Annotated in this window: 17 protein-coding genes; 6 read left to right on the plus strand and 11 right to left on the minus strand. The window is 73.5% G+C overall.

What is annotated here, in order from left to right:
- The first annotated feature begins 15 nt into the window (after window positions 1-15).
- Window positions 16-1,536, plus strand: coding sequence for a hypothetical protein (locus tag Cs7R123_RS17960; RefSeq protein ID WP_212827923.1), 1,521 nt, complete (start codon window positions 16-18; stop codon window positions 1,534-1,536).
- 73 nt (window positions 1,537-1,609) lie between these two features.
- Window positions 1,610-2,119 carry an O-acetyl-ADP-ribose deacetylase gene (locus tag Cs7R123_RS17965; RefSeq protein WP_212827932.1) on the plus strand — a complete coding sequence of 170 codons (510 nt, stop codon included), beginning with the start codon at window positions 1,610-1,612 and terminating at the stop codon, window positions 2,117-2,119.
- 203 nt (window positions 2,120-2,322) lie between these two features.
- Here the strand turns inward: Cs7R123_RS17965 and Cs7R123_RS17970 are convergent, their stop codons facing one another.
- Entirely contained in the window at window positions 2,323-2,841 is a 519-nt protein-coding gene (locus tag Cs7R123_RS17970; protein ID WP_212827934.1) for a YbjN domain-containing protein, read from the minus strand.
- On the minus strand, window positions 2,841-4,079 hold the full coding sequence (gene mshA / locus Cs7R123_RS17975; protein WP_212827936.1) for a D-inositol-3-phosphate glycosyltransferase: 1,239 nt from the start codon (window positions 4,077-4,079) through the stop codon (window positions 2,841-2,843). Before mshA ends, Cs7R123_RS17970 begins: the two co-directional genes overlap by 1 nt.
- A gap of 132 nt (window positions 4,080-4,211) precedes the next feature.
- Here mshA and Cs7R123_RS17980 point away from each other — a divergent pair, with 132 nt between their 5' ends.
- Window positions 4,212-4,958, plus strand: a complete 747-nt coding sequence (locus Cs7R123_RS17980) for an SDR family NAD(P)-dependent oxidoreductase (RefSeq protein WP_212827938.1) — start codon at window positions 4,212-4,214, stop codon at window positions 4,956-4,958.
- 100 nt (window positions 4,959-5,058) lie between these two features.
- The gene (locus Cs7R123_RS17985) at window positions 5,059-5,838 is read left to right on the plus strand and encodes a class I SAM-dependent methyltransferase (RefSeq protein ID WP_212827941.1); all 780 of its coding nucleotides are present in this window, start codon (window positions 5,059-5,061) and stop codon (window positions 5,836-5,838) included.
- A gap of 335 nt (window positions 5,839-6,173) precedes the next feature.
- Here Cs7R123_RS17985 and Cs7R123_RS40735 read toward each other — a convergent pair whose 3' ends face one another.
- The 3 genes from Cs7R123_RS40735 to Cs7R123_RS17995 are packed head-to-tail and all read right to left on the minus strand — an operon-like array spanning window position 6,174 to window position 7,558.
- The gene (locus Cs7R123_RS40735) at window positions 6,174-6,302 is read right to left on the minus strand and encodes a hypothetical protein (RefSeq protein WP_280517303.1); all 129 of its coding nucleotides are present in this window, start codon (window positions 6,300-6,302) and stop codon (window positions 6,174-6,176) included.
- Complete coding sequence (locus Cs7R123_RS17990) at window positions 6,295-6,465, minus strand: hypothetical protein (protein WP_212827943.1); 171 nt, start codon at window positions 6,463-6,465, stop codon at window positions 6,295-6,297. Before Cs7R123_RS17990 ends, Cs7R123_RS40735 begins: the two co-directional genes overlap by 8 nt.
- A gap of 37 nt (window positions 6,466-6,502) precedes the next feature.
- Window positions 6,503-7,558 carry a UDP-N-acetylmuramate dehydrogenase gene (locus Cs7R123_RS17995; RefSeq protein ID WP_212827951.1) on the minus strand — a complete coding sequence of 352 codons (1,056 nt, stop codon included), beginning with the start codon at window positions 7,556-7,558 and terminating at the stop codon, window positions 6,503-6,505.
- Window positions 7,559-7,656: 98 nt separating this feature from the next.
- On the opposite strand from Cs7R123_RS17995, the gene Cs7R123_RS18000 reads away from it, so the two are divergent.
- Window positions 7,657-8,445: a maleylpyruvate isomerase family mycothiol-dependent enzyme gene (locus Cs7R123_RS18000; RefSeq protein ID WP_244871891.1), complete on the plus strand. Its 789-nt coding sequence runs from the start codon at window positions 7,657-7,659 to the stop codon at window positions 8,443-8,445.
- A 12-nt stretch (window positions 8,446-8,457) separates the two neighbouring features.
- Window positions 8,458-9,456, plus strand: a complete 999-nt coding sequence (locus Cs7R123_RS18005; RefSeq protein ID WP_212827953.1) for a LacI family DNA-binding transcriptional regulator — start codon at window positions 8,458-8,460, stop codon at window positions 9,454-9,456.
- Between the two features lie 217 nt (window positions 9,457-9,673).
- Here Cs7R123_RS18005 and Cs7R123_RS18010 read toward each other — a convergent pair whose 3' ends face one another.
- The 6 genes from Cs7R123_RS18010 to Cs7R123_RS18035 form a co-directional block, all read right to left on the minus strand.
- Window positions 9,674-12,238, minus strand: a complete 2,565-nt coding sequence (locus Cs7R123_RS18010) for an endonuclease/exonuclease/phosphatase family protein (protein ID WP_212827955.1) — start codon at window positions 12,236-12,238, stop codon at window positions 9,674-9,676.
- Window positions 12,239-12,419: 181 nt separating this feature from the next.
- Window positions 12,420-13,187, minus strand: coding sequence for an EI24 domain-containing protein (locus Cs7R123_RS18015; protein WP_244871892.1), 768 nt, complete (start codon window positions 13,185-13,187; stop codon window positions 12,420-12,422).
- A 23-nt stretch (window positions 13,188-13,210) separates the two neighbouring features.
- Entirely contained in the window at window positions 13,211-14,101 is an 891-nt protein-coding gene (locus Cs7R123_RS18020; protein WP_212827958.1) for an alpha/beta fold hydrolase, read from the minus strand.
- A 9-nt stretch (window positions 14,102-14,110) separates the two neighbouring features.
- Entirely contained in the window at window positions 14,111-14,422 is a 312-nt protein-coding gene (locus Cs7R123_RS18025; protein WP_212827960.1) for a DUF2516 family protein, read from the minus strand.
- A 79-nt stretch (window positions 14,423-14,501) separates the two neighbouring features.
- Window positions 14,502-14,960: a hypothetical protein gene (locus Cs7R123_RS18030; RefSeq protein WP_212827962.1), complete on the minus strand. Its 459-nt coding sequence runs from the start codon at window positions 14,958-14,960 to the stop codon at window positions 14,502-14,504.
- 2 nt (window positions 14,961-14,962) lie between these two features.
- Window positions 14,963-15,445 (minus strand): helix-turn-helix domain-containing protein, encoded by a 483-nt coding sequence (locus Cs7R123_RS18035; RefSeq protein ID WP_374706963.1) that lies wholly within the window; start codon window positions 15,443-15,445, stop codon window positions 14,963-14,965.
- Window positions 15,446-15,596: the final 151 nt, after the last annotated feature.

The following is a 15,596-nucleotide window of genomic DNA, read 5'->3' on the forward strand; positions in this document are numbered from 1 at the left end:
AAGGACGGCTCCGCCGTGGCGGACATGATCGGCGGTAAGTACACCGTACGGGGGCAGGGGCGGCCCGGACGGCTCGGCACCTGGCACGTGCTGTCCACTGAGGACGGCAAGGTGCGCGGCGGAGTGCGGCTGGAAGAGCGCGCACTGGCCGATCACGCGACCGCCCAGCGGGTCGGCGAGGTGGTGCAGGCCGTGGCGGCGCTGCGCCTGCCGGGCCTGCTCAACGTGACCGAGCAGCTCGTCGACGGCCGGTACACCTGGCTGATCACCTCGGCATCACCGTCGCCGACGCTGGCGCAGGTGATCGCCTCGGGCGTGCCGGTGCCGCCCGAGGTGCCGCTGCTGATCGCCACTGACACCGCGCAGACGCTGCTGAAGCTGCACGAGGCCGGGCGGGCGCATGGCGACCTGCGCCCGGAGACGATCGTGCTCAGCGGCGCCGGGGCGGCGCTGCTGGCCGAGACCGGATACACGCACGCGCTCGCGGGCACCACTGCCGGGCCGGGCCACGACACGGCGGGCTGGGCGAAACTGCTCAACTACCTGGCCTCCGGCAACACCGACCCGGCCGTGGCGCAGCTGCTGCGCCAGGCCGCCCAGCAGGCGGAGGCGACCGGCGGCAGCGCCGGGCTGACCTCCGCGCTGCCGGTGCTGACCTCCGGCGGGGCGAAGGTGGCCGGGTTCGGCGACCGCGGGGCCGTCAAGGCCCTGGCCGCGAACGCGACGGCCGCCGCGGCGGGCCCGGTGCCGGTCAGCGCACCGCCGGTGGCACTGCCGCCCGTGTCGCCGGGCAGCGAGGCGACGGTGAAGCTGGTCGGCGGCTCCCAGTCGGCCCCCGTGCCGCCCCGGCAGGCGCCCGCCGGAGTGCCGCCGCAGGCTGCGCCCGTACCCCCGCAACAGCCGGCACCGCCGGTGGCCGCACCGGCCGTCGCACCCGACGGGGCGACCCGCCTGGGCAACCGCGCCGCCGAGGAACAGCGCCGGGCCGCGAGCGGGCCGCCGGCCGCACCGCAGTCGGCGCAGCCGGACGTCAACCTGCGCTTCGGCCAAGGGGTGCCGCCCGCGCCGCCCGCGTGGCAGCTCGCCGCGGCGGCCAACGCCCGGCCGCCGCGCAAGCGGTCGGCCTCGCGCCGCATCATCGGGTTCCTCAGCGCGCTGATGCTGGTCGCGCTGCTGGTGGCGGTGGGCTACAAGGGCTGGCAGTGGTGGCAGTCGCGCAACCCGGTCGCGGTGACCGCCATCGACGTCAAGCTGGCCAAGCCGATCACCGACCAGTGCGACGTGAAGGTCGACCTGGTCGGCACGATCAGGACCGACGGCGGCGCGGGCAAGGTCACCTACGAGTGGGTGCGGATGGACGGGCAGAGCTCCGGTGCGCTGGAGCAGACGTTCCGCTCCGGCCAGACCAGCGCCGAGGTCCACCTGTACTGGGACTTCAAGGGCGAGGGCACCAAGGAGGCCAGCGCCACCCTGCGCGTGCTCGGCCCGCCCACGGTCGAGGGCTCGACCGCGTTCACGTACCACTGCAAGCGATAAGGGGCTGCGCATGATCGGCGTCGCGGGTCAGGATGTGCGGTAGACAACCGCTTCTTGACCCGGGACGCCGATCATGCTGGTAACCCTGCTCCAGGGCGACATCACCGCGCAGCAGGTGGACGCCGTCGTCAACGCCGCGAACTCGTCGCTGCTCGGCGGCGGCGGGGTCGACGGCGCCATCCACCGCAAGGGCGGCCCGGAGATCCTCGCCGAGTGCCGCGCGCTGCGCGCCTCGCACTACGGGCGCGGTCTCGGCACCGGCCAGGCCGTCGCCACCACGGCCGGGCGGTTGCCCGCGCGCTGGGTGGTGCACACCGTCGGCCCCGTCTACAGCCGCACCGAGGACCGCAGTGAGCTGCTGCGCGACTGCTACCGCAACGCGCTGCGGGTCGCGGGCGGGCTGGGCGCGCGTACGGTCGCCTTCCCGCTGATCTCGTCGGGCATCTACGGCTGGCCGGTCGACGACGCCGTCCGCCAAGCGCTGTCGGTGCTGCGCACCGCCGAGACGAGCGTCGAGGAGGCGCGGCTGATCCTTTACGACGCCGCGACATACCGCATCGCGGAGCAGGTCGCAGCCGCGTGACCCGCGCCCGCCCTGCGGGCGGCGTTGGGTGATCGGTGTTTGCGGTCAGAACCTGCTGCTGGAGTGTCGGAAATGACCGCAGGCGGCGATCTTCGCGGGAAGATCGCCGCCTGCGGGCGGAAAGTGGGCGGCGGCGGCCGGGATGAGAAGGGCGGCGGGTTCGACCTTTGGGAGTGTTGCGTGAGCCTGCTGACCGTGGCGGGTCAGCTGGCGTCGTGCTCGGTCGGCGCCCCGTCGGCGGCGGTGAAGAGGTGCTGGAAGGCGCGGAGGTTGTCGGTGGGCTCGCCGCGGCTCACCCGCCACTGCCACTCGCGCTTGATCGCGGTGGCGAAGCCGAGCTCCAGCAGCGTGTCGAAGGACTCGTCGGCGGCGGCGAGCACCGCCCCGAGCAGGCGGTCCAGCTCGGTCTCGGTGACCGCGGCCAGCGGCAGGCGGCCGGTCAGGTACACGTCGCCGACCGCGTCGATGGTGAACGCGACCCCGTAGAGCTTGGCGTTGCGGCGCAGCAGCCAGGCCCACACCGCCTCGCGGTTCTCGTCGGGCTGGCGCACCACGAACGCCTCGATCCGCAGCGCGTGCTCGCCGACGATCAGGTTCACGTTGGTCTTGAGCTTGTGCGTGCCGGGCAGGGTCACCACGTACGACGAGGCGCCGGTGCGGTCCAGGGGCAGCTCGGCGCAGGCCCGTTCGATCTGGGCGCAGGCGTCGGCGACGGTCGCCATCACCAGCGCCCGCAGGTGGTGAGCTCCAGCTCGCGGCGGGCGCGGTGCTCGGTCATCGCCTCACCATAGACGGACAGCAGGCTCTGGGCCGTACGGTCCCAGGAGAAGTCGTGCGCGTGCCGCACCGCGCCCGCCGACAGCTCGGCCAGCCGCAAGGGTTCGGCGAGCAGCCGGTCGAGCACGCGGCCCCAGACGACCGGGTCGTGCCCGTCGACGAGCACGCCGCTGATGCCGTCGCGCACCGCGGTGACCAGGCCGCCGACCGCGGCCGCCACCACGGGCGTGCCGCAGGCCTGGGCCTCCAGCGCGACCAGCCCGAACGACTCGTTGTGCGAGGGCACCGCGACCACGTCGGCGGCCCGGTACACGTCGGCGAGCCGGTCGCCGGACTGCGGCGGCAGGAAGCGGACCCGGTCGTGCACGCCGAGCACCTGGGCCAGTTCGATCAGCGCGGTCGGCCGGTCGAGGCCCGAGCCGCTGGGGCCGCCCACGATCAGCGCGGTGACGCCGGTCGTCTCGGCCAGGGCGCGGATGAGCACGTCGGGGGCCTTGAGCGGCTGGATGCGGCCCACGAACGCGACGATCTTGTCGGTGGCGGGCAGGCCGAGGCGGGCGCGGGCGGCCGCGCGGTCGCCGGGGCGGAAGCGGTCCAGGTCGACGCCGGGGGCGACCACGGCGACGCGGTCGAGCGGGGCGCCGTACAGGTCGACGAGCTCGCGGGCCTCGGTCGGGGTGTTCGCGACGAGCCGGTCGGCCTGCTCGACCACCTGCTCCTCGCCGACGACCCGGCCCATCGGCTCGGCCCGGTCCCCCGCCGCCAGCTGGAGGTTCTTCACCTTGGCCAGGGTGTGCGCGGTGTGCACCAGCGGCACGCCCCAGCGGTCCTTGGCCAGCCAGCCGACCTGGCCCGACAGCCAGTAGTGCGAGGCCAGCAGGTCGTAGTAGCCCGGCGGGCGGGACGCCTCGACGCCCAGCACCCCGTGCGTGAACGCGCACAGCTGGGCGGGCAGGTCCTCCTTGGCCAGGCCCTCGAACGGGCCGGCGCTGATGTGGCGCACGAGCACGCCGGGGGCGAGCTCGGTGCGCGGCGGCAGGTCCCGGCCGGTCGTGCGGGTGAAGATCTCGATCTCGACGCCGGCTCTGGCCAGGCGCTTGGACACCTCGACGATGTACACGTTCATGCCGCCGGCGTCCCCGGTGCCCGGTTGGTGCAGGGGCGAGGTGTGCACGGAGAGCATCGCCAGTCGCCGTGGGAGGGATCGAGAGCTCACGAGGCGATCAACAGCCGGGAGCGCCCGCGTCTTCCCGACCGGGGCGTGACGTGGATCGCAGCGGGTCGCGCCGAGCAGGCGGCGGCTTAGGATCTGCTCATGTCGTACCAGAAGATCGCGGTCGTGTCGGGAGCCTCCAGCGGCATCGGGGCGGCCACCGCCCGCAGCCTGGCCCAGGCCGGCTACCACGTGTTCGCGCTGGCCCGCCGCACCGACCGGGTCGAGGCGCTCGCCAAGGAGATCAATGGTACGGCCGTGACCTGCGACGTGACCGACGATGCCGCGGTGGCGGCGTTCGCGGCCACGGTCGGGCGGGTGGACCTGCTGGTCAACAACGCGGGCGGCGCGGTCGGCGCCGACCCGGTCGCCACCGCCGGGGTCGCCGACTGGCAGGCGATGTTCGACGTCAACGTGCTCGGCACGCTGCGCCTGACCAAGGCCCTGCTGCCCGCCCTGACCGCCTCCGGCGCAGGCACCATCGTCACGGTCAGCTCGACCGCGGGCCTGATCGTGTACGAGGGCGGCGGCGGCTACGCCGCGGCCAAGCACGCCCAGACCGCCCTGGTCGAGACCCTGCGCCTGGAACTGTGCGGCCAGCCCGTCCGCGTCGTCGAGATCGACCCCGGCATGGTCAAGACCGACGAGTTCGCGGTCAACCGCTTCGCCGGCGACACCACCCGCGCCGCCGCCATCTACCAGGGCGTAGCCAACCCCCTGACGGCCGAGGACATCGCCACCTGCATCACCTGGACCGCCGAACTCCCCCACCACGTCAACATCGACCGCATGGTCGTCCGCCCCCTGGCCCAAGCCGCCCAACACAAGGTCCACCGCACCACCGCCTGACCCCTCCACCCCGTCCCTCCCGCGTCGATCATGAACTTATGGCACGGGTCGACGGTGTGTCGTGTGCACAGCTTCCTGATCGACGGGCTGGGGTGAGCCGGTGAAGGTGCAGGGGGAGATCACCAGGGGGACGACTAATCCGAACCGGCTGCGGCGGGTGGATCGGTGGATCGCCTGGTGGTGTGGGCGGGCGCTGCGCGACGCGGCTGAGCCGCTGGTGGTGGACCTCGGGTATGGCGCCACGCCGATCACGGCGGTGGAGCTGCGGGCGCGGCTCGCGCGCGTACGCCCGGATGTGCGCGTCACCGGGTTGGAGATCGACCCGGCCCGGGTCGCCGCGGCGCAGCCCGCGGCCGATCCGCCCGGCCTGACCTTCGCCCGCGGCGGGTTCGAGCTGGCCGGCTTGCGGCCCGTCGTGGTCCGGGCCTTCAACGTCCTGCGCCAGTATGACGAGAGCGCCGTCCCCGGCGCCTGGACCACCGTCACCGCCGCCCTGGCCCCCGGCGGCTGGCTCGTCGAGGGCACCTGCGACGAGCTCGGCCGCCTCGGCAGCTGGGTCGCCCTGCCCGCCGGGTCGGCCGTCCCGGCCACCCTAACCCTCGCCGCCAAACTGGCGACGCTGGAGTCCCCCGCCACGTTCGCCGAGCGCCTGCCCAAGGCCCTGATCCACCGCAACGTCCCCGGCGAGCCCGTGCACGACCTGCTACGCGCCCTCGACGACGCGTGGCGCCACGCCGCCCCGCTGGCCGTGTTCGGCCCGCGCCAGCGCTGGCTCGACACGGTGTCCCGGCTGCACGCAAGCGGCTGGCCCGTCCTGGACACCCGCCACCGCTGGCGCCTGGGCGAACTGACGGTCCCCTGGCCCGGCACCCGCCACTGACCACACCCCGCGCCCCACGCCACGCCGCACCCCGCGCCCCGCCACGTCCCGCGTCCCGCGCCCCGCCACGTCCCGCGTCCCGCGCCCCGCCACGTCCCGCGTCCCGCGCCCCGCGTCCCGCGCCCCGCGCCCCGCGCCCCGGCGATCATGCACTTTCGGGGAAAGTGCTGGAAAAGGGCTCAAGATTCCAGCACATTCCCCGAAAGTGCACTCGATCATGGCGAGCGAGCGAGCGGGCGAGCGTGGCGCGGCGCGTGGCGCGGCGCGTGGCGCGGCGCGTGGCGCGGCGCGTGGCGGGGCGCGGCGCGTGGCGGGGCTGTCGACGGGGGTGGGGGCTAGCGGTGGGGGCGGTAGCGGCCGCCGAGGTACCAGCCGAGGCCTGCGCAGACCAGGAACAGCAGGATGGCCTTGGGCGGCGGCACCACATCGGTCCCGGCGGCGATGGCGAGAGCCGCCTCAGTCATTGGAGGGCTCGCGGTGGTCGCCCCAGCCCATGACGATGGCGTAGACGAGCAGGCCCAGCCCCAGCGCGACGAGTCCGGCGCCGATGAACAGGGAGGCGTTCAGGGGTATGTCGAGCTGCTGGTAGTAGTCCAGCAGCGCCGGCAGCTCCGCGATGTGACTCACATCGGACGTAACGATCATTACGCCCAAAAGGGCGCAATCAGAACTCGCAGCTCACCAGCACCGGCTCCGGCCGCAGCGTCACCCCGAACCGCTCGTGCACGCCGTCGCGGATCTCCGCCGCCAGCGCCAGCAGGTCCGCCGTCGTGCCGCCGCCCGGGTGGGTCAGCGCCAGCGCGTGCTTCGACGAGATCGCGACCGGCCCGCGCCGGTACCCCTTGCCGAACCCGGCCTGCTCGATCAGCCACGCCGCGCTGAGCTTCACCACGCCGTCCGCACCCGGCCACGCCGGCGGCTCCAGCTCCCCGGCCCGCTCCCGCAGCCCGGCGTACGCCTGCGAGCTGAGGATCGGGTTCACGAAGAACGAGCCCACCGACCGCGTGTCCGGATCGGTCGGGTCCAGCACCATGCCCTTGCTCCGGCGCAGCTCCAGCACCGCCTCGCGCACCTTGTCCAGCGGCGCCCGCTCGCCCAGCTCGACCCCGAGCACCCGGGCCAGCTCCGCGTACGCCACCGGCCCGGACAGGCCGTCCTGGCGCAGCCGGAACACCACGTCCAGCACCACCCAGCGGTCGGTGTACTTGAACACGCTGTTGCGGAACTCGAACCGGCACTCCTCGGGCGTGAACTGCCGGATCTCGCCCTCGGTGCGGTCGTACACGGTGACGGACTCGACGGTCTGCGACACGTCCTGCCCGTACGCCCCCACGTTCTGGATCGGCGTCGAGCCCGCCGCGCCCGGCACGCCCGACATCGCCTCGATGCCGGACCAGCCCGCGGCGACCGTCTGGGCCACGGCGTCGTCCCACGGGTGCCCGGCGGCCATCCGCACCGACACGTCGTCGCCGTCGCGGCCGGTCACGGTCACGCCGGACGAGCGGACGAGCACCACCGTGCCCGGGAACCCGGCGTCGCCGATCACCACGTTGCTGCCCCCGGCCAGCAGCAGGACCGGCTCGCCGGAGCGGCCGGCGTCGCGTACCGCCGCCACGATCTCGTCCGAGCTGCCGGCCGTGACCAGCTTCCCGGCCGGGCCGCCCAGTCCGAGGGTGGTCAGGTCGGCGAGGGCGGGGCGGGCGAGACTATTGTCAGACACGTCACCACACTAGTGCGGCCACGGACGCGGGGTCGCGAGAGCGCCCAACGTCACCACGACGTCGTGCGGCGACCTGGTGCGGTAACGCGGACCCGGCGATGCGGACAGATGAGGACGGCGGCATGAGGGCGCACGGCACCAAGGAGTTCTGGCTCGACTCGCTGCGCACCGACGCGGCGGCGTTCCGCACGGTGGCGGCCGAGGCCGATCTGACCGCGACCGTGCCGACCTGTCCCGACTGGACCGTTCTCGACCTGGTGCAGCACCTCGGCGGGGTCTACCGCTGGATCCGCGGTTTCGCCGGGCGAGGCGTCACCACCGCCCCCGACCCGGCCTCCCGCCGCCACGACTACCCGGGCGCCGACGCCACGCTGGCCTGGTTCGACGACGAGTTCAAGGCGCTGCTGGAGCTGCTGGAGGCGGTCGACCCGCAGATGCCGGCGTACAACTGGGCGCCGCAGCCCAAGGTCGCGGGCTTCTGGCACCGCCGGATGGCGCACGAGACCGCGGTGCACCGCTGGGACATCCAGATGGCGCAGGGCCTGGCCGAGCCGATCGAGGACCGCCTGGCCGCCGACGGCGTCACCGAGGTGCTCGACAGCCTGCTCCCGGCCGGCCGCCGCACCGGCCCCACCGACCGGTACGGCGTGGTCCAGCTCGTCGCCGCCGACGAGCACCACCACGAGGAGTGGTTCATCCGGCTGCGCGGCGAGGGCATCGCCCTGCTGGACACCGACACCCTGCTCGACGCCGACGGCCCCGACACCCGGGTGCGCGCCGTCGGGCCCGCCAGCGACCTCCAGCTCGCGCTGTGGGGCCGCATCGGCTTCGACAGCCTGGACGTCAGCGGCGACGAGTCGCTGCTGTCCGCCCTGCGCGTCGGCTGAGCGGCGGCGGCCATGGCCAGACCGACCCTCGAACAGGTGGCCCAGCGGGCCGGCGTGTCGCGCGCGACCGTGTCGCGGGTGGTGAACGGATCGCCGACGGTCGCCGAGTCGATCCGCGCCGCCGTCCAGCGCGCCGTCGACGAGCTCGGATACGTGCCCAACCAGGCCGCGCGCAGCCTGGTAACCCAGCGCACCGACTCGTACGCGCTGGTCCTGCCCGAGAGCCCGTCGCGGGTCTTCTCCGACGACCAGTTCTTCCCCGGCATCATCCGCGGCGTCAGCCAGGAGCTCGACGCCGCCGACAAGCAGCTGGTGCTGATGGTGGCCGGGTCGGCCGCCAGCCACGACCGCATCGAGCGCTACGCCATGGCCCGGCACATCGACGGCGTGCTCATCGCCTCGATGCACGGCGCCGACCCGCTGCCGGGCCAGCTGGCCCGGATGGGCATCCCGGTGCTGTGCGGCGGCCGCCCGCTGGGCCAGGTGCGGGTGCCGTACGTCGAGGTCGACAACGTCAACGGGGCCCGGCTGGCCGTGCGGCACCTGCTGGAGACCGGCCGCAACCGCATCGCCACCATCGCCGGGCCGCAGGACATGGTCGCCGGGATCGACCGGCTCACCGGATACCGCGAGGAGCTGCGCGGGTCGGACCGGCGCTCGATCGTGGCCGTCGGCGACTTCACCCGCGACTCGGGCACGGTCGCCATGCGCCAGCTGCTGGAGGACGACCCGGACCTCGACGCGGTGTTCGTCGCCTCGGACCTGATGGCGCACGGGGCGCTCCAGGCGCTCCAGGCGGCCGGGCGGCGGGTGCCCGACGACGTGGCCGTGATCGGGTTCGACGACATCGCGCTCGCCCGCTACACCGAGCCGCCGCTGACCACGGTCCGGCAGCCGATCGTCGGCCAGGGCCGCGAGATGGCCCGCCAGCTGTTGCGCCTGGCCGCGGGCGAGACCATCGCCGACAGCGTCATCCTCCCCACGGAACTGGTCATCCGCGGCACCGCCTAACCGCGACCTCCCGCATCCCGCACACCGATCGCGCGCCGCCGGGAGATCGCGCGCCGCCGGGAGATCGCTGTTCACGGTCAGGAACTGCGCTGACACGCCAGCTTTCGACCGCAACTCGCGATCTTCGCGGGGCCGCGCCGCGATCAGCTCGCGGCACGGGGCTGTGCGGGCCCAGCGAGGCCGCGGTTTCCGGGAAAGCGCGGCCTCGCGGGGTGGGTCAGCGGAGGCGGATGACGGCCAGGATCGGGAAGTGGTCGGAGCCCTTCACCTGGTTGAGGACGGCGAAGTCGAGGAAGGCGACCTCCGGCGAGCCGAAGATCCAGTCCACCCGGTTCGTCGGCACGTCCGTCGGCGAGGTCCACTCGTCGGCGTGCCCGGTCGCGTCCTGCGCCGACACCCACCCCGACGACACGAACTCGTCGCGCTCCGGCCAGCTCGGCCAGAAGTTGAAGTCGCCCGCGATCACCGTCGGCCGGGCCGGGTCGGTGCGGCTCAGGATCGCGTCGATCTGGGCCAGCCGCGTCGGAGTGTTCGGCTTGCGGTGGGTCAGGTGCGCGGTGAACACGTCGAGGCTGAGCCCGCTGTCCAGCGTCACCGTCGCCTTCAGCACCGAACGCCACATCGGGCCCTGCCCGAACGGCAGGCGGGCGTACCGCACGTCGTGGACCGGCAGCCGGGTCAGCATCAGGTTGCCGAACTGGCCGTCGGCGGCCGGGGACCAGTAGTAGCGCATGTTGAGCTCGCGCGACAGGTATTCGGCCACGTCCACGCCGCCGCCGATGGCCCAGCCCCGGCTGACCTCCTGGAGCAGCACGACGTCCGGGTAGGAGGCGCGGATCGCGGTGGCGAGCTGCCGGGGGTCGGCGGCGCCGGTGGCGTCGTCGCGGCCGTACTTGATGTTCCAGCTCATGACGCGCAGGCCGAGCGCGGGCCGGGGCTGCTGGGGCGGCGGCGGCTGCGTGATGTGCATCAGCGCCGGTACGACCATCGCCAGCGCCAGTGACAGCCCGAGCAGCGACGGCGGCGTCGCGACGATGCCGCGTACGTCGAAGCGCCACGGGCCGCCCGGGTGGTCCGGTCGGCGCCCCATGCCGCCGAGCCCGACCAGCACGGCGAGCCCGACCAGCAGCCAGCGGTTGCCGAACGGCAGCGGCAGGTCGTAGTGCACCTGGAACAGCAGCACGGGCAGCACCCAGACCAGCCCGTACGCCCAGGTGAAACGGCTTGAGGGCGACGCCAGGCCGCGCGCGACCGCGACGGTGGCCGACAGCTGCGCCAGCACCACGCCGACCGGCACCAGCCACCCGGTGCTCCACCACGCCAGCGCGAGCCCGCCGGTCAGCCCGGCGAGCGCGGCCGACCCGGCGACCCAATGGTCGGGTTCGGGGATCGCGTTCGTGCCGCCGGACAGCGTCAGCCTCCGCACCAGCTCGACGGCGTTGAGCAGCAGGAACATCGAGCCGGCCAGGCACAGCTGCACCGTGATGCCCGACTGCGACGCCACGAACGCCGGGTTGCCGATCGTGGTGGTCCACACCGCCAGGTAGCCGCCGATGATCCAGGTGCGGCCGGTGGCGTCCATGGGGGCGAGGTCGCGGCGCGCCGCGTACGCGAGACCGGCCGTGACCGCGAGACCGGCCGTGAGCACCGCCAGGACGGTCGGCGGGACCCAGCCCGCGCCGGAGCGGCTCCAGACCGGGTCGAGGGTGACGGTCGCGGAACGGACCATCAGGTCGAGGCCGCCCCCGGCGAGCAGGCCGATCGTGACGCCGACGGGGTCGCCGAGGCAGCGGGCCGCCAGCCCCAGGGAGGTCATGCCGAGCACGGCCGCAGCCGCCATCACGGGCAGGCCGGGCCGGTCGGCCCAGATCGCCAGCGCCCACAGCACCGTGAACAGCCCGATGCACGCGACGAGCAACAGCCCGCCAGCAGGCAACGGCCGCCGCTCCCCCGCCTCAGCCCCGTCCCCGGCCTCAGCCTCGGGCTCATGCTCGCCACCCACGCCAGCCTCGGCCCCCGCGTCGGAGTCGGACTCGGCGTCGGATTCGGCCCCCGTGTCGGAGTCGGCGTCGGACTCGGCGGCAGCGGCAGCGGCAGCGGCAGCGGCAGCGGCAGACTCGGACTCGGCGGTAGCGGCAGCGTCGGACCCGGACCCGGACCCGGCGGTAGCGGCAGCGTTCGTGGCGTCGGTCTGCGAGGACTGCTCCTCGGCGGCCGTGGCGGCGAGTCTCGCGTCGATCCGGGTCGCGGTGGCGGCCAGGGGGACGGTGTGAGCCGGGGCGCGGACCGTGTGGGTCTCGAAAGACTGCTCGTCGGCGACCGCATCCGCCGTATCGGCCGGGTCGCCCGGCGACGGTTCGTCGGTCTCCGGTGCCGCGGGTCCGGCTGGCATGGCGGCCTCGCCCTGCCGCTGCTGCGGAACCGGCGGTCCATCGCCACTGCTGTCGGTGCTCGGGTCCGGCTCGGCGGGCTGGGCCGTCGGCGGTGCTGTCTCGTCGTCCGGGACGGCCTGCGCGGTCGCTTCCGGCCCGGCGGACCGGCGCCGGCGCAGCCGGCCCAGCAGGGGCGTGCGGCCCTGCGCAGGCGCGCGACCGGGGAGGTGCAGGCGGCCCAGCAGATGCAGGATGAGGCCGGGTACGGCGAAGATCCCCAGCGCGATCAGCGCCGCGTTGACGATGCCGACCGGTCCCGCGAGCTGGTCCAGCAGCGGGCCGCTGGCCCGCAGCGCCTGCACGGTGACGGCGAACAGCAGCGCGACGACGGCGATCGTGGTACGGCGCATGGCCGCAGACGCTAGCGCCTTCCCGTCCCGCCCCGATACCGGGCACCCGGCCGAACCTGCCCGCCGTCCCGTCCGACCGGAGCCGCTCCCTCGCGCGCGGGGGGCGGGAAGGGCCTTCCACCACGGAACGAGCCGGACCACGGCCCGTCTCACCGAGGCGGGACGGCGCAGGTGCCCTTCCCTATTCCTGGTGGATGGGGAGGTTGAGGGAGCGGCGGGCCAGCAGGGTGCCGCCCGCGACGGCGGCGGGCATCAGCAGCACCGCCCCCAGCGGGATGAGGAACGTGCAGAACACCGCCACCCCGAACCCGAGCGCGGTCGCACGGTCCTGGCGCAGCGCGCGGCGGCGGTCCGGCAGGCGCAGGCCGCGCCGGTTGTACGCCACCCCGACCAGCTCCAGCGACAGGAACCAGCCGCCGACGAACGCCCCGATCACCGGCACCACGCTCTGCCCCACGACCGGGATGAACCCGGCCGCGAACAGCGGGACCGCGATCAGCACCGACACCAGCAGCAGCCGCAGCGCGTCCACCAGACTGCGCCGCAGCTCCTGGTACCAGGGCAGCTCGACGGCGTTGGGGACGCCGCCGAAGCCTTCCTCGATCGACTCGGCGATCTTCTCGTAGAACGGGTCGCCGATCAGCAGCGTCACCGCCGTGTACGACAGCACCGCCACCAGCCCGGACACGCCGACGACCGTGATGCCCGCGAAGACGCGCATCGTCTCGCGGCCGGCCTCGGACCAGTCCCGGGCGAACCAGGTGACCGTGTCCGTGATCTCGCCCATGAAGTAGAACAGCAGGAAGAACAGACCCGTGAACAGCACGAGGCTCAGCACCGCCGGGATCAGTCCGAGCAGGATGAGGCGGGGGCTGCGGGCATACCTGGCGAGGCCCCGGCCGTAGAGCCGTACGCCGGTGAAGAAATTCTTTACGGATTGACCTGCCACGCCTGGCGAGCCTAGTGCCACCGTCAACCGTTGAGGAAGGACGAGATCCGTTCGCGCAGGTCAGCCCGCTCGTGCCAGAGCACGGCCGGGCGGTTGTAGATGTGCAGCGACACCTCGGGCAGCACCGAGGCGAGTTCCTCCGCGATCGAGGACGGGTGCAGGTCGTCGCCGATGCAGCCGATGACCAGCGCCTTGGCGGTGACGTCGCGCAGCAGGTTGACGTCGGGCACGGCGACCTGGTCGGGCAGGGTGAGCAGCCCGCTGCTCAGGCCGGCGTTCATCAGGGTGCTGAGCCGCTGGCGCACGTACGCCCAGCCGGAGGCGCCGTTGCGGGCCGACGGCGGGATCTCCTCGACCACGGCGTTGGCGACCGTCGGCAGGTCGCCGCTGTTGATCGCCTCCAGCAGGTTGACCAGCCGCTTGCGGGCGGCGTCGGGCCGCGGCCGGTCGAGCACCGCGGGCAGGAAGAAGACGACCTTCTCGAACCGGTCCGGGGTCTCGGCGAGCAGGCGGCACAGCGCGCCCGCGCCGAGGCTGACCCCGAGCGCCCGGGTGGCGCCGGTCATGTCGGCGACGGCGCGCAGGTCGCGGGCCAGGTCGCCGTAGTCCCAGGCGCCGCGCGGGGCGCTGGACTCGCCGTGGCCGCGGAACTGGAAGAACACGCGCTTGCCGCTCACGGCGCTGCCGAGCGGGCGGGTCTCGGCGATGCCGTGGCCCAGGCCGTGCGCGAAGACGGTGACGGGCGTGCCGACGCCGGTGATCAGGCGTTCGAGCTGCACGCCGTGCGGGGTGTCCACGATCTCGGTCGGCAGCGCGGGCGGGGCCGGGCGGCCGGTGTTGGGCGCGGAGTTGCGCGGCTTGCCCAGGCGGCGAGGAAATCCGTCCGGCGGGGGTGGCCAGCGCAGATCATTCATCACCGATGGTCACCAGGGTCCCTCGATCGCCTCACGCAGGCCGCGCCGGACCTCCAGCAGGTAGAAGGCCGCCACGAAGCTGCCGAGCCAGGAGAGCAGGCCCATGTCCGGGAATGTCAGCGACTGCCACACCATGATCAGCGAGGCGACACCGACGATCAGCAGCCAGACCGCCTTCTGCAGGGTGCCGATGGCGACGAAGGCGTCGGCGCGCCGGAACGCGCAGTCCACGAAGGCCCACAGCAGCAGCACCGTGATCCCGTAGACCAGGACGCGGTCGATCAGGGCTTCCGTGGCGAAGGCGAAGTTGGCGGCGACCATGGCTCACAGCTTAGAGCGCTTACGGCCCGCAGCCCACCTGAGACATGGCGCCCGCGGGTGCGGGCGCCATGTCCATACGTCACTTGGCCTTCGGCGTGGTCCGCTTGGCGGCGGGCTTGGCGGCCGGCGGCACGTCCTCGGCCGGGGCCTGCGCGGCGGCGGGCTCCGACTCGGCCGGCTGCTGCGCGAACGCCTGCTCGCCCCGGGTGACCAGGGTGTCGTAGAACTTCGCGGCCTTCTCGGCGGCCTGCTGGGTGCCGGTGACGATGCTGTCCCGGATGACGACCGGGTCGACCTTCGCGGTCAGCTCGGCGGCCTTGCTGGTGGCCAGCGCACCGTACTCGTTGGCCTTGGCCTTCCACTGCGGCGCGGAGGTGCTGGCGGCGCGGTCGGCGAACTCGGCCGCCTTGTCGCGCAGCTTGTCGGCCACCTCGGGCAGCCTGCGCAGCTGCTGGTAGGCGAGGTCGCCGACGCCGGCGGCGGCGTAGAACGCGCTCGGGTAGGCGCGCTCGTCGTTCTTGTTCGTCGTCTGGGTCATGGTCACTGCTCCTCCTGTGCCTTCTTGCGCCCGGCCTTCTTCGCGACCGCCTTCTTCGCCACCGGTGCCGATTCCTTCGGCGGTGCAGCCCGCTGCGGCGCGGGCTCGGCGGGCGGTGCGGCGTCGGGCGCGACATCATCGGTCCGGGCGTTCTCGCGTACGAACGTCTCGTAGATCTGCGTTAGCGACTGCTTCTGCGCGACGGTCAGCAGCGGGTCGGCCGCGATCGCGGTCGGCACGCTGTGCCCCTCGTGGTCGGAGCCGAGCAGCCCGGCCTTCAGGTACATGACCGGGGTGGATACCCGCAGCGCCGCCGCGAGCTGGGCCAGGACCTCCGCGGACGGCTTGCGCAGGCCGCGCTCGATCTGGCTCAGGTACGGGTTGCTGATGTTCGCCTGCTCGGCGAGCTGGCGCAGGGAGATGCGGGCGTTCTCCCGCAGGTCCTTGATGAAGGCGCCGATATCGGGACTCTGCACGCACCCCAACCTACCCAGCAGTGCTAGCAGTTGCTAGCATAATGCTTGCTATCAGCTAGCGACGCTCGCCACACCGCGTCATGGCACCCGCCCCACGGAACTCGACAGCGACCCGGAACCGAGCGCCGGGGCGGCGCACTTTTGATAGACGTTGGCCTAT

The organism is Catellatospora sp. TT07R-123 (genome assembly GCF_018327705.1).
In the GTDB taxonomy this organism is placed as follows: domain Bacteria; phylum Actinomycetota; class Actinomycetes; order Mycobacteriales; family Micromonosporaceae; genus Catellatospora.

Coding starts and splice junctions, on each gene's coding strand:
- Cs7R123_RS17965 (WP_212827932.1), top strand. CDS start 1,610: ATGCTGGTAACCCTGCTCCAGGGCGACATCACCGCGCAGCAGGTGGAC.
- Cs7R123_RS18000 (WP_244871891.1), top strand. CDS start 7,657: ATGCGGACAGATGAGGACGGCGGCATGAGGGCGCACGGCACCAAGGAG.
- Cs7R123_RS18005 (WP_212827953.1), top strand. CDS start 8,458: ATGGCCAGACCGACCCTCGAACAGGTGGCCCAGCGGGCCGGCGTGTCG.
- Cs7R123_RS18020 (WP_212827958.1), bottom strand. CDS start 14,101: ATGAATGATCTGCGCTGGCCACCCCCGCCGGACGGATTTCCTCGCCGC.
- Cs7R123_RS18025 (WP_212827960.1), bottom strand. CDS start 14,422: ATGGTCGCCGCCAACTTCGCCTTCGCCACGGAAGCCCTGATCGACCGC.
- Cs7R123_RS18030 (WP_212827962.1), bottom strand. CDS start 14,960: ATGACCCAGACGACGAACAAGAACGACGAGCGCGCCTACCCGAGCGCG.
- Cs7R123_RS40735 (WP_280517303.1), bottom strand. CDS start 6,302: ATGACTGAGGCGGCTCTCGCCATCGCCGCCGGGACCGATGTGGTGCCG.
- Cs7R123_RS18010 (WP_212827955.1), bottom strand. CDS start 12,238: ATGCGCCGTACCACGATCGCCGTCGTCGCGCTGCTGTTCGCCGTCACC.
- mshA (WP_212827936.1), bottom strand. CDS start 4,079: ATGCTCTCCGTGCACACCTCGCCCCTGCACCAACCGGGCACCGGGGAC.
- Cs7R123_RS17970 (WP_212827934.1), bottom strand. CDS start 2,841: ATGGCGACCGTCGCCGACGCCTGCGCCCAGATCGAACGGGCCTGCGCC.
- Cs7R123_RS17980 (WP_212827938.1), top strand. CDS start 4,212: ATGTCGTACCAGAAGATCGCGGTCGTGTCGGGAGCCTCCAGCGGCATC.